Here is a 13,597-nt window from a genome sequence, read left to right on the forward strand (position 1 = left end):
ATATGCCCGGCAGAGCCGGGCAAAGTAAATATCTACACCGATTTGTCTATCCCTGATACTAATCTTCAGATTCGGATGAACCGTTGGAGGATTCGCTCTTGTCTTTATTAGACTCTCCCGAACCATCCGAGTTCTTACGAGATTCAGTCCTGAAGAATCCCGGCCCCTTAAATATAACGGGAGCTGCAAAGAGCACCCTACGTACCTGACCACCACACTCCGGACAGACCTCAATGGCAGGCTCCGAGAAGCTCTGGAACCGCTCAAACCTATGTCCACCGCTCACACACTCATACTCGTATGTAGGCATAGTCCACCTCTGCTCAGATACTGGAATCACAGATCTCAGGAGGAATTCCAGTAGTATATGTTAACTCAATTGTGATTCGGCGCGCAAACCTCCTTGGACGCTGCCAACTAGGCTAACATACTGATAGAATGATCAAGCTATGAGTAACTATCCAGACATCTATAGTTCGATATTAGAGGGACTGAATGATAAGCAGCTCGAAGCCGTAACGGCCCCAGATGGTCCTGTACTGGTACTAGCAGGACCAGGGTCAGGCAAAACCAGAGTCCTTACTCACAGAATAGCCTTCCTCCTGTCTCAAGGAGTTAGTCCATTTAACATACTGGCCGTGACGTTTACCAACAAGGCAGCAAGAGAGATGCGAGAACGCATAGAGAGATTGGTAGGCGGCGCATTTGGTAGCTATGAGGCCAGAAATATAACTATGGGAACTTTTCACTCTATATGCTCCAGAGTGCTCAGGCGTGATGGTGGAGCTATAGGCATCAGTCCCAACTTCGTAATCTATGACGACGATGACCAGATAAGACTGATCAAGCAAGCACTCAACGAGATAGGACTGGACGAAAAACAGTACGCACCCAGAAGCATACAAGCTAGGATCAGTAGTGCCAAGAGCGCGCTGTTGGATCCCGAAGACTACTCAAGTCAGGGAGTTTCAAGTTATTTCGATGAGATAGCGGCAAGAGTATACCGTCGATACCAACAGCTACTGGAAATCAATCAGGCTGTAGACTTCGATGACTTACTAATGAAAGTGGTACTGCTGTGGAAGTCCTACCCTGACATACTCCAGCAGTACAGGGATAGATGGCAGTACGTCCTAGTAGATGAATATCAAGATACAAACAGAGCGCAGTATATGCTCATCAACTTGCTTACTCAGGAGCACCGCAACATATTCGTAGTAGGAGACGAAGATCAGGGTATATACTCCTGGCGAGCGGCTGATATAAGAAACATACTGAACTTTGAGAGAGACTACCCAGAGGCAAAGGTAATACTACTAGAACAAAACTACAGATCATACCAAGAGATTTTGGACGTAGCTTCCCACATAATCAGCAGTAATCGCCTGAGACGTCCCAAGAAACTTTGGACAAACAAATCTGGAGGTGCGCTGGTACGCGTAAGGGAGGCTTATGACGAGCAGGACGAAGCCTCATATATAGCACGAGAGATCAGCAGGCTTACATCACTAGGGGAATATACCTACTCAGATTTCGCAGTAATGTACCGAACCAACTCGCAATCACGCCCGGTAGAAGAAGCGTTTTCCAGGTACAGAATCCCATATCAGATCATAGGCGGTACTCGCTTCTACGAAAGAAGAGAGGTAAAGGACGTACTGGCTTATCTCAGGCTGATACACAATCCACATGATGCAGCTAGCCTGCGCAGAATAATCGAGAACACCCCATCGGGAAGAGGCATAGGTAAAGGCACAATGAAAACGCTGGAGGATCTTGCCTCCAGAGCACACATATCTTTGTGGGACGCTATAGAGATAGCATTGGGTATCAAGAGTTTGGAAGAGGTAGGAGCATTTCTACCCAACCTCGAAATTCCCAAGTTGCAATCCAAAGCTAAAGAGTCTCTCAAGCAGCTCGTAGGACTAATATACGAGCTTAGAGAGCAACGTGACATTCTGACACTCCCTCACCTAATCGACACATTGCTTATCAAGAGTGGCTATGCATCCTTCCTAAGTAGCGGGGCAGAAGAGGATCTTGAAAGACTAGAAAACGCCAGAGACCTCATATCCATCGCGCAAGACTACGCGGCTATAGACACTTCCGAGGCACTGGTTGAGTTCCTCCAAGAGGTTGCTCTTCAAAGTGATGTGGACACCATGCAAAACAATGGGAACCAAGTTACTCTAATCACCCTCCATGCCGCCAAAGGGCTAGAGTACAAAGTAGTCTTTATAATAGGCTTTGAGGAGGGACTATTACCACATGCGCGGTCCATGGACAGGGAAAGCGACATAGAGGAAGAATGCAGGCTCGCGTATGTAGGAGTTACCCGAGCCATGGAAAAGTTATATATCTCATACGCTTTTCACCGCAATGTCTTTGGAGCCACACAAACTAATGTGCCATCGAGATTCCTGGCAAACATCCCACCTGATTTGTTGGACGGCAGCCTCCCATCCTTGGGAAGAAGAGGGCCGGGGAGATTAACTTCCACAACCTCTCCCAGAACACCATCTGGTAGTACCTACCCAGGTGGTGCACGCAACTATAGTGGTCAATCATATAGACCATTTCCTTCAAACAGCAACTTCGTATCTAGTAGCAACTTGGAGAGGATAATACAGGAATACAAGCCTGGTGACAGAGTCAGGCATCCAAAATTTGGAGAAGGGGTTGTTCTCAAAGTGGAGATCCAGGGCGAGGACGCAGAGGTAGAGGTCAGATTCGCAGCAGGCAGTACGAAGAAACTCTTGGCAAGTATGGCCAGGCTGCAAAAAATTTGATTGGGGAGCGTATACGATGAGTGTTAGCGAAGAGGTAACCTACTGGATGCTAGTATCTTCGGCAGAAAATTTCGAGATCTCCCGATCGAGAGGATTCGACCTCGCGGGCATGAAGAGCAGGCACGGTAAGAAAGCAGCTCAAGTCAAACCAGGAGACAAAGTCGTCTTTTACTTGACAGGGGTAATGGCCTTTGGAGGTACCGCGGAGGTAACAGGTACTGCTGAGTATAGTGAAGAACCAATATGGGTAAGCAAGAAAGAGGGGGAACTCTACCCATACCGTTTCCCAATAAAGATAGAAGTGGCAGCTGATCCGGGAAAGTACATACCCGCGGTAGAATTAGTAGAGCAGATGGAGTACACAAAGAAGTGGCCTCCAGAGCATTGGCGCCTTGCCTTCCAGGGTAACGTTCATAAAATCCCCAAGACGGACTATGAGCTCATAAAATCAAGGATTGAAGAAACACAAAAGGTGATGGCAACCTAGACGCAATAAGTTACAATATTTAGACGGATAGGCTTTGCAAGCGAGGTTTACAAAATGGTCAACGAAGAGATCGTGAGAGAAGCCCTAAAGGATGTTTATGACCCAGAAATAGGTATAAACATCATAGACCTGGGGCTTGTATATAACGTAGAGGTCAAAGAGAACAAAGTAGATATAGAGATGACTTTGACCTCCATGGGCTGCCCCGTAGGTCCTATACTCATACAACAGATTGAAGAGGTGATTGGCTCACTGCCCGGGGTAGAGGAGGTAAATGTCCAGCTGGTTTGGACTCCGCCCTGGAATCCCTCGATGATGTCGGAAGATGCCAAGCTTGAATTAGGCTTCGCCTAACCGTTGAGTCCATCAATCTGAGATGATTACAAGAAGGTGTGGCACTCGCCACACCTTCTTGCTTTAGGAAAAAATCTTTACAAAAGCTCCCTTGCTAACAAAATACCCTTGTGACAAAATCTATACTTCCTTACGGTATTAGGTGATGGTTATGAAAGATGTAAGTTTGGAAAGCATCAGGCTAAGACTTGAGCGAGAGGAGATCTCTAGGCTATCTCCTCTCGCTGCTAAGAGCGCTTACTCAAAGGGGCGTCAAAGACCAGAACAGCCTTCTGAAACCAGAACCGAGTTCGCAAGAGACAGAGATCGAATATTACACTCAAAGTCCTTTCGTCGCCTTAAGTACAAGACCCAGGTATTCTTTTCCCCTGCAGGGGACCACTATAGAACAAGGTTAAGTCATACTCTAGAAGTAGCCCAGATAGCTCGAACCATATCACGTGCACTAAGACTGAACGAAGATCTTACAGAAGCCATAGCACTAGGCCACGATGTAGGACATGCCCCCTTTGGCCACGCAGGGGAAAGAGCTCTTGACGCACTGGTACCTGGTGGCTTCATACATAGTCAACAGAGCCTAAGAGTATTGGAAGTCCTCGAGAAAGACGGGAAAGGACTCAACCTCACTTGGGAGGTTCGCGACGGTATTTCCTATCACTCCAAGCACGAAGAGTCGGTATCCGAGCCTCTTATATCCATGCCCAGTACCCTTGAAGGTTGTGTGGTAAGAGTGGCTGACGCTATAGCCTATCTGAATGCTGATATCGATGACGCAATAAGAGCAGGTCTTATTACTTTTCACGATTTGCCTCAGGAAGCTATCGCTGTGCTTGGAAGCTCTCATGGCGAGCGCATCGAAGCAATGGTGCACAGCATAATTAGAGAGAGCTGGGGAATATCCGAGGGGGACAGCTCAGCAACCATAAGAATGGAATCTAAGTTGCTTAAGGCTACGGATATACTCCGCGATTTCATGTTCAAAAACGTCTACAGGCACCCTGCTGTGGAGAAGGAAGCTCAAAAGGCCATGATGGTTGTGACCAAACTATACGAATATTTTGCAAGTCATCCTGAGGAGTTCAAAACGTATCTGGGGAATGAGGAGAGCAACACCGACTGGACAGTGGCAGACTACGTTTCAGGTATGACGGATAGATTCGCCTGTAACCTCTTTGTAAAGCTGTTTACACCTCAATCATGGTCTTACTAACTTAGGTCTTTTGTTTATTAGGACGGGACTCATGGTAGCTTCTGGCAGAACCATAATCGAGGAGATCAAGAGTCGCATTGACATCGTGGAGGTAATAGGCTCCTTCGTAGAGCTTAGGCGTACGGGCTCACGCTTCAAGGCGTTATGTCCCTTTCACCAGGAGAAAACCCCAAGCTTTATAGTATTCCCAGAGCGTCAGACCTACCACTGCTTTGGATGTGGAAAAAGTGGAGACGTAATATCCTTTCTCATGGAAACCCAGAACCTCAGCTTCCGGGAGGCAGTGGAGCAGCTGGCTCAGAAGGCAGGTGTCAGGTTTGAGCCCGAGAAACCCAAGGAGAAATCTCCACAGTCTGAGATTGATTCCTTGTATGAGATCAATAAGCTCGCTGCCAGGCTCTTCAATCACCTGCTTATGAACTCAAAGGCCGCAGAGCATGCAAGAGATTATCTCAAAGACAGAGGGTTGTCTCCTGCTACATGGGAAGAGTGGATGCTAGGTTATGCCCCTGATTCCTGGGATGTAACGTCAAAGTTCCTCCAGAAGAGGGGTTTCTCGGAAGATCTCATATTCAAGGCAGGGCTTACGGTCGAAAGAACAGGTGGAGGATACTACGACCGATTCCGCGACCGGCTAATGTTCCCAATCAAGGATAAAGATGGCAGGTTCGTCGGCTTTGGCGGAAGAGCCATAGGCGAGGGCATTCCTAAGTACATGAACACTCCGGAGACTCCTATATTCACAAAGGGAGAACACATCTATGGTATTGATGTTGCCAAGTCTGCGATCAAGGAATCCAACTTGGTAGTGGTAGTAGAGGGTTACGTAGACGTAATCACCGCTCACCAATATGGCTTTAGGAATGTTGTAGCTACTCTAGGGACAGCAATCACCCCCTCTCATGTGAAGTTACTATCCAAAATGGCTGCTAATATTTGCCTGGCTCTCGATGCCGACACCGCAGGACAGGCAGCTGCGCTAAGAGGATGGGAAGTTCTCAGGGATTCAATCCGTAGAAGAAGCATCCCGATCAGATCCAAGGGCAGGGTGATAAGCTCAGATAGTAAGCTTGAAGTGCTCGTAAAAATAGCCACTCTACCCAAAGGGGAAGATCCGGATACTCTAATCCGCAAGGATCCATCAGAATGGGCCAGGATCATCGAAGGTGCAAAAACTGTTATAGATCACTTCTTCGAAATAGTTGAAAGAGGCTATGATCTAAAGACTCCACAGGGGAAAACTCAGGCCATAGCAGATTTGGCACCAGTAATAGGTGACTTGGGCAATCCTATCGAGAGAGCTCACTATGAATCCAGGCTAGCCAAGCTAGTGGGTGTAGATGAGAATGAAATACATCTACACGTCGTTCAAGCCAGAAAACAATCCTCACGACCCGGTGGAGGCGAGGCTGCTCCTATCAATCTCAATAGTGTGTCTCAGGAAGAGATGGTGCTAGCTCTGCTCATTAGATATCCCAGGCTCTTGGGCAATCTACCCGAGGATTTCATCAATGATATGGAGAATTCCCCTAACAAAGAGATCCTGGAAAAGATGCAAACTTTGGGGCACGAGAAACTAACACCAGAGAGCTTACTTGAGAGCGTAGATGAATCCCTCAGACAGCACGTTGAAAGACTGGTAGCCTTAGCATCCACTCAGCCTGAACTATTCAGCAATGAGCAGTTGCTTGAGCTAAATAAGAAGATCAACCTTATCCGCAGGCAGAGACTGCGAGACCTGCTACATCAACACTCCTTACTACTAAAAGAAGCCATGGAACAAGGAGATGAAGAATCCGTAAGGAGTTTACTACAGCTGGTCCCTACGCTCGCATCTGAGCTTAGGCAATATGATCCACCAGCAAGTCCTTATTTCAAGGATTCAAGGTCTGAAATCGTATGAAAACATCAATTTTAGGTAAAGGAAACGTAAACTTTAAATTCTGGCTGTTGACACGAGAACACCTCTTATCCTAGACTTCGTGAAAACCAGGAATTCACTTCAACATATATGCAACAGCCCCTTGTAGTCTATGGAGGGCAGGGGATGGTACCAATATCAGGCTCGATAAACTCCAAACCTACTCCTTCCGATCAGGAAGGAGAGATCTATAAGTATGTTTCTAACCGACGGGACACTTCTTACAGAGCAGGCATGAGAATGAAGAATCAGGAAAATGATGCTGATTATGTCGACCTCGAGATTGAGGAAAGCCTGCAGGATCCAGAGGATCTTGAGGATCTTGAAGGGACAAACTTAGATGATCCTATAAGGCTCTATCTAAGGGAAATAGGCAAGGAGAACCTTCTAAGTCAGGAACAAGAAATAGAGCTAGCCAGAAAGAACGAAAGAGGCAATTATCTCTCAAATATTCGATCCTCACTGCAAGGACTTGACCCATCTCAGTTCACCGAGCAGCTGGCTGTCACACTCATCACCGATCTGGAGAGTTCCTTGCAGGCAGCAAAGGAATTGTATACTCATATATTCCCTGCCGATAGTATTCCAGACTACTGGGTTGAACTAATAGAAAGAGTTGTCCAACACCTAGGATTGGAATCTAGGGTAGAACAAACCACAGAACAGTCGGATGAAGATTCAGAATCCAAAGGCATCTATTCTGAGATAGATTGGGCCATAGTTAGGTTGCACATACTACAAGAGCTGGCGCCTGCAGATATTTCCGAGAAGATAGTTAGGACTAGTTATAGGCCATTTGACTTCACGTCGGATTTGATAAAACACTTTGGTGCTAATCAAGCTGATATACAAGATAAGATCACCAAGTGGATAGCAGAAGGTGATATTGCCAGGAAGAGGCTCATAGAGGCAAATCTGCGCCTGGTAGTCAGTATAGCTAAGAAGTATACCGGTAGGGGCATAACCTTATTAGACTTGATACAGGAAGGTAACATAGGGCTAATCAAAGCCGTTGAAAAGTTTAGGCACCAAAAGGGATATAAGTTCTCAACCTACGCCACTTGGTGGATTAGGCAAGCAATAACCAGAGCCATTGCAGACCAAGCCCGTACTATACGCATACCAGTCCACATGGGCGAGGCGATTAACAAAATTGCCCAGGCCAGAAGAAGGTTAACTCAAGAACTAGGGAGAGAGCCTACAGAACAAGAGATAGCAAACTACTTGGGGATTCCAGTAGAAAAAATCAGAGAGGTACAGAAGATATCACAGGAGCCCATATCTCTGGAGAACCCTGTAGGAGAGGAAGAGGACACCTCGCTTGGAGACTTCATACAAGATCATAAGGCTCCTGCCCCTATGGATGCGGCATCCCAATCCCTCTTGAGGGATCAGATAGATCAGGTACTTAAGCACCTGAGCGAGAGGGAGAGAGGGGTCCTGCTGATGCGATTCGGCTTGGACTGTGAACCTCGTCCATACAGAGAGGTAGCACATATACTCGCTGTGTCTCCTAATCAAGTCATGCAGGCTGAAAGCCGAGTGCTCGACATGGTTGCAGCCAGGCTCTCTCCAGAGGACTATCAGATGTTGCTCGATAGATTTGGGCACCTAGATAGGTCTCCCATGAGTGAAGAAAGCTTTCGCCTCAAATACAAGCTAACTCAGACACAGCTAAGGGAGATCGACCAAAAGCTACGCGAAGCTCTGGCATCCGTGATGTTACATGTTCCAGCTCCTGAAAGGGATATGATGAGGTTCAGGTTTGGCCTAGATATAGGACAACCTAGAACTCTGGAAGAAGTTGGTAGAGCCTTTGGAGTAACCAGGGAGAGGATCAGGCAGATAGAATCAAAGGCTCTTCGCAAACTTCGCCGAGATGTATTCCGAAGGCAGCTGGAAGATCTGCTATCTTAAATAGCATGGTAGATCAAGTAGTAATAGAGGTAAAAGCTGGCGATGGCGGAAATGGCAGTGCCAGCCTAAGGCGTGAGAAATTCGTCCCCAAGGGTGGTCCGGATGGAGGAGACGGAGGGAGAGGAGGATCTGTTTACCTTGTGGCAGATCCTAGCGAGAACACTCTCCTCCCCTACACCTTCAAGAAGAGATATGTAGCAGAATCAGGTGGTCACGGTAGATCCCAGAAGCGCCATGGTAAAGCAGGCGCAGATCTCTTCTTGCCCGTACCCGTGGGTACAGTAGTATATGACGACGAAACAGGGGAATTGCTTGCGGATCTCTCTACCCCTGGCCAAAAAGTGCTTGTGGCTCGAGGGGGGCGTGGAGGATTAGGCAATACCCATTTTGCTACTAGTACATATCAGACTCCTAGGTTTGCCGAAAAGGGTGAACCGGGTGAGGAAAGACGACTTAGGCTAGAGCTGAAACTGCTCGCTGATGTCTCGCTAGTGGGGCTGCCAAACGCAGGAAAGAGCACACTCTTATCAGCCATAAGTTCTGCACGACCCAAGATAGGGAACTACCCCTTCACTACTCTTGAACCGGTATTAGGGGTGGTACAAGTTCCAGGATCAGAAAAGAGCTTTGTAGTAGCAGATATCCCAGGACTTGTAGAAGGAGCCCACGAGGGCACAGGATTAGGAGACGAATTTCTCAGACACATCGAGAGAACGAGAGTGTTACTCTTCGTGGTAGATGGTTCTTCCCAGGATGGTGTGGATCCCCTGGATGCCATAAGAATCCTTAGAGAAGAGCTTAGATATTATGATCCCAAGCTTCTTGAGAGACCTTCACTGGTAGCGTTCAATAAGATTGACCTTCCCGAAGCTCAGCAACGATGGGAGTCTTTCAAGAAGGAAGTTGAGACTCTAGGGTACGAAGCACTACCAGTTAGTGGCGCATCCAGGGAGGGACTTAGAGAGCTGATATATAAACTCTCTCAAATGCTGGAAAACGCACCACCTATAGGCACCTTTGCACCCCAAGAAGAGCAAGCAGTCATACGCCCTAGATCAATAGATCACAGGTGGTACCAAATAAGGCGTAAAGGCAAGCGTACTTGGGAGGTACATGGCCCTACAATCGAGCGTATAGCAGTGATGACCGATATCACAAATCCTGAGGCAGTGAATCGCCTGGAGAGAGAGATGGACAGGATGGGCATCACCAAGGATCTGGAGAACGCAGGTATCGAGCCGGGCCATGTAGTGAGAATTGGGGGGGTGGAAATAGAGTGGGGACCCAGCTTAGATAAAGACCAAAACAAGTAGCGAGGTCGAATAGCTTTGGCCACTCTCTACTTAGCCAGCACGCCTATAGGGAACCTAGGGGATATAACTCTACGTGCGCTAGAGATCTTCAAAAGCGTGCGTGTAGTTGCAGCAGAGGATACCAGAGTAACAAGGAAGCTCCTGTCTCACTATGGCATACATTGTAGACTGATAAGCTATAACGAACACTCCCCACCTTCTAGGTTAGATGAGATACTAAGTGTACTTCAGGATCAGGATGTTGTATACGCAACGGATGCGGGCGCTCCAGGTATATCTGATCCAGGAATGACCCTAGTAGCTACGGCACTAGAAAAGGGTATAAAGGTAACTCCACTCCCTGGAGCATCCGCTCTAACTACCGCAATAATGGGGTCTGGATTCCCTGCAAATCGATTCTTATTCCTGGGCTTTCTGCCCCGAGGCTCCAAGGAAAGGGCTGAGGCCCTGGCTCAGGCTACCACGACCCCGTATACGATAGTGCTGTTCGAAGCTCCACATAGATTGGTAAAAACCCTTCAAGACTTGCTAAACGCTCTTGGCGACAGGCAAATAGTAGTAGCCAGGGAGATGACCAAGATACACGAGGAGTTTCGCAGGTCCCACATATCTCAAGAAATAGAGTATTGGAGTAAGACTGAGCCTAGAGGAGAATATACCCTGGTTATAGCTCCATCAGCAGCATTACAAGAAGCAGGTCAAGATGAACAAAGCTTATCTGTTTATCTTGATAGGATAGAAGAGGGAGTAAGAGCAGGCAAAAAAGCTAAGGACATCATAAAGCAGATAGCTACACAAACCGGCATATCCAGGAATCTGCTTTATAGGGCTTGGTTAGATCACTTACAAAACATAAATCAAGATAAAAAGTCGTAGCGTTTTCTTGACTTTTACTTGCTATAACGCTACTCCATAATGATAGAATGTTTCTGGGTTTACTTCACGAACAGGAGAGAACCATTGTTCGACGGACTGAGCAGTGTTGAGGAGTTCATATCCCATCTAGAATCGGAAAGGCATTTTTCAAACAACACTACTGCTGCCTATAAAAACGATATATTACAGTTCCACGATTGGCTTCAGGGTAAGGATCATATCAACTCTTGGGCGGCGGTAACCTCTTCTGACATACAGGATTACCTCCTGTACCTGAAAGGTAATCAGGACAGGGCCTACGCTCCAAGCACACAGGCACGTAAGATGGCAGCTATAAAGAGCTTCTTCCAGTTCTTGGTAGCCAAGTCTGTAGTGGATCAAAATCCAGCCAGCGATCTCATAAGCCCAAGAGTACAGAAATACTGGCCAAAAGCCATAAGCGTGCAAGAAGTCAATATGCTACTTGCAGCTGCCAGTGATTCAGAGACGCCAGAGGGAATTAGGGATAGAGCAATGCTTGAGGTGCTTTATCGCACCGGGCTGAGAGTGAGTGAGCTGGTTAGCCTGAATGTGGACGATATAAATCTAGACGAAAGCCACCTCAAATGCATAGGCAGAGGAAAGACCAGAAAGGTGCCTTTGTCTCAACCCGCAGTGGATGTCCTCAAGTTGTATCTTGAGAGATCCAGACCTTTGCTGGTCAGAGGGCAAGACGAGCAGGCACTATTCGTGAACCACCGAGGGCAGAGGCTCACTAGACAAGGTTTCTGGTTAATTCTCAAGGCTTATGCTTCGGAGGCTGGGATCAAAGGGATTACACCTCACACGCTCAGGCACTCTTTTGCCGCTCATATGATCGATGGAGGAATAGACCTGAGGCAGGTACAAGAGTGGCTTGGACACGCAAGCATAACGACCACCCAGGTCTATAGACAGATAAAGTCGAACTCTCATTCAGAGAAAATAATAGACATTAAAAGCAGGGAAGAGAGAATACCCGAGGAAGTAGCTAAATGAGATCTCCATTCATCGCCTTGCTAACGGGGCTAATCGCACTTTCTGCATACAAGTTAGGATTTCCTGTGGTAAAAGTGTACGATGCCCCAGATGGGGGAAAGGTAATGAGGTTCTCTTTCAGCAAGACCCCAGGCTTCGTTGCTTACATGCGCATGCCGCGCAAGGCACTGCCTCAACCAGAAACGAAGCGTGCATGAAATCAAGCTCCTTGCAAGATATCTAGCCATCCCCACCAATGTTTGGGGTTGGCTTTCATTTTTAGGAGGTTAGGATGGCTGAAACTAAGGAAACAACCGAAACTACAGTGAGCATGGATACTATCGTATCTCTCGCCAAAAGGAGAGGTTTCGTCTTTCCCAGCAGCGAGATCTACGGTGGCTGGTCAGCTTTCTGGGACTATGGCCCCGTAGGCGTAGAGATGAAGAAAAATATCAAGAAGGCATGGTGGCATGACGTCGTACAAATCCGACACGATGTCGTAGGTATAGATGCAGCTACGATAATGCATCCTCTAGTATGGAAAGCTTCTGGGCACCTTGAGAACTTCAACGACCTAATGGTCGACTGTAGGAACTGCAAGCAAAGGTTCAGAGCTGATCATCTTCCTGGTTACGAAGAGAACAAGAGAGCAGGGAAAGAGAATCCAATAGAGGGACTCTCCTGCCCCAACTGCGGATCGAAAGATCTAACACCTCCTCGCCCATTTAACACCATGTTCAAGACGTTCGTTGGGCCAGTAGAAAACGAGGCCGCGGTAGCCTATCTAAGACCCGAGACTGCCCAGGCTATATTTGTTCAGTTCTCAAACGTACTCATGACTAGCAGGAAGAAATTGCCCTTCGGCATAGCCCAGATAGGCCGAGCTTATCGTAATGAGATAACCCCAGGCAATTTCATATTCCGATCGAGAGAATTCGAACAAATGGAACTGGAGTATTTCGTACGGCCAGGCGAAGATGACAAATGGTATGATTACTGGCGCAACTTTGCGATAGATTGGTTTGTGTCTCTGGGAGTATCCAGAGAGAGGTTGCGCCTTAAGGAGCATGCTAAGGAAGACCTCTCTCACTACTCGAAGGCAACAACCGACTTGGAATACCTCTATCCGTTTGGATGGAACGAACTGTGGGGTATCGCTAACCGCACCGACTATGACCTCAAAGCTCATATGGCGGTCAGTGGGCAGCAGCTGACTTACTACGATGAAGAGACTAAGAGCCACATAGTTCCATACGTCATCGAACCATCACTAGGAGTAGACAGATCCTTCCTGGTATTCCTTCTAGATGCCTATCATGAGGAACCAGACAATGAAGGTACTCGCGTAGTTCTCAGATTCCACCCAAGGATAGCTCCGGTGAAGGTCGCTGTGCTACCGCTATCCCGCAAGGAGCCTCTCATCAAGATAGCATGGGAGATAAGAGACAGACTGGCAGATGTGTATGTGACCGACTACGATGAGACCGGCAGTATAGGCAGGAGATACCGCCGGCAGGACGAAATCGGAACTCCTTACTGCGTAACGGTTGACTTCCAGACACTAGAAGACAACGCCGTTACTATAAGAGACAGAGATACCATGCAGCAGGACAGGGTGAGCATTTCTGAGCTCGAGTCTGTCCTCAAGGATAAGCTTGGGTTCTAGGAGCCCACAACATACCCAAAGTGGGAATCCTGGCAAAGAAGCATTCAAAGTACGGAGAATAACTTGTC

At 47.5% G+C, this 13,597-nt stretch carries 11 protein-coding genes and 3 pseudogenes; 13 read left to right on the plus strand and 1 reads right to left on the minus strand.

Annotated elements, in window-relative coordinates:
• Positions 1-58 precede the first annotated feature (58 nt).
• Positions 59-310, minus strand: a complete 252-nt coding sequence (locus tag TTER_RS09310) for an FmdB family zinc ribbon protein (RefSeq protein WP_012875767.1) — start codon at positions 308-310, stop codon at positions 59-61.
• 139 nt (positions 311-449) lie between these two features.
• On the opposite strand from TTER_RS09310, the gene TTER_RS09315 reads away from it, so the two are divergent.
• From TTER_RS09315 to TTER_RS09365, 13 genes and pseudogenes are all read left to right on the plus strand, one after another.
• A complete protein-coding gene (locus TTER_RS09315; protein ID WP_012875768.1) occupies positions 450-2,789 on the plus strand; it encodes a UvrD-helicase domain-containing protein in 2,340 nt (779 codons plus the stop codon).
• A 16-nt stretch (positions 2,790-2,805) separates the two neighbouring features.
• Positions 2,806-3,276 (plus strand): EVE domain-containing protein, encoded by a 471-nt coding sequence (locus TTER_RS09320; protein WP_012875769.1) that lies wholly within the window; start codon positions 2,806-2,808, stop codon positions 3,274-3,276.
• 54 nt (positions 3,277-3,330) lie between these two features.
• Complete coding sequence (locus TTER_RS09325) at positions 3,331-3,630, plus strand: metal-sulfur cluster assembly factor (protein WP_012875770.1); 300 nt, start codon at positions 3,331-3,333, stop codon at positions 3,628-3,630.
• A 151-nt stretch (positions 3,631-3,781) separates the two neighbouring features.
• Positions 3,782-4,840, plus strand: a complete 1,059-nt coding sequence (locus tag TTER_RS09330; RefSeq protein ID WP_012875771.1) for a deoxyguanosinetriphosphate triphosphohydrolase — start codon at positions 3,782-3,784, stop codon at positions 4,838-4,840.
• Between the two features lie 31 nt (positions 4,841-4,871).
• Positions 4,872-6,743: a DNA primase gene (gene dnaG / locus TTER_RS09335; RefSeq protein ID WP_012875772.1), complete on the plus strand. Its 1,872-nt coding sequence runs from the start codon at positions 4,872-4,874 to the stop codon at positions 6,741-6,743.
• Positions 6,744-7,001: 258 nt separating this feature from the next.
• A pseudogene (locus TTER_RS16435) lies at positions 7,002-7,157 on the plus strand (sigma-70 factor domain-containing protein); the annotation flags it as partial.
• Between the two features lie 459 nt (positions 7,158-7,616).
• A pseudogene (locus tag TTER_RS16440) lies at positions 7,617-8,309 on the plus strand (sigma-70 family RNA polymerase sigma factor); the annotation flags it as partial.
• Positions 8,310-8,501: 192 nt separating this feature from the next.
• A pseudogene (locus tag TTER_RS16445) lies at positions 8,502-8,678 on the plus strand (sigma factor-like helix-turn-helix DNA-binding protein); the annotation flags it as partial.
• A 5-nt stretch (positions 8,679-8,683) separates the two neighbouring features.
• Complete coding sequence (gene obgE / locus TTER_RS09345) at positions 8,684-9,991, plus strand: GTPase ObgE (protein WP_012875774.1); 1,308 nt, start codon at positions 8,684-8,686, stop codon at positions 9,989-9,991.
• 15 nt (positions 9,992-10,006) lie between these two features.
• Positions 10,007-10,867, plus strand: a complete 861-nt coding sequence (gene rsmI / locus TTER_RS09350) for a 16S rRNA (cytidine(1402)-2'-O)-methyltransferase (RefSeq protein WP_012875775.1) — start codon at positions 10,007-10,009, stop codon at positions 10,865-10,867.
• A gap of 84 nt (positions 10,868-10,951) precedes the next feature.
• Positions 10,952-11,884, plus strand: coding sequence for a site-specific tyrosine recombinase (locus TTER_RS09355; protein ID WP_012875776.1), 933 nt, complete (start codon positions 10,952-10,954; stop codon positions 11,882-11,884).
• Positions 11,881-12,081: a hypothetical protein gene (locus tag TTER_RS09360; RefSeq protein WP_012875777.1), complete on the plus strand. Its 201-nt coding sequence runs from the start codon at positions 11,881-11,883 to the stop codon at positions 12,079-12,081. The genes TTER_RS09355 and TTER_RS09360 overlap by 4 nt, the downstream gene beginning before the upstream one ends.
• Before the next feature lie 74 nt (positions 12,082-12,155).
• Positions 12,156-13,529, plus strand: a complete 1,374-nt coding sequence (locus tag TTER_RS09365; RefSeq protein ID WP_012875778.1) for a glycine--tRNA ligase — start codon at positions 12,156-12,158, stop codon at positions 13,527-13,529.
• Positions 13,530-13,597 lie beyond the last annotated feature (68 nt).

Origin of the sequence: Thermobaculum terrenum ATCC BAA-798, from assembly GCF_000025005.1 — a bacterium.
Classification (GTDB): domain Bacteria; phylum Chloroflexota; class Chloroflexia; order Thermobaculales; family Thermobaculaceae; genus Thermobaculum; species Thermobaculum terrenum.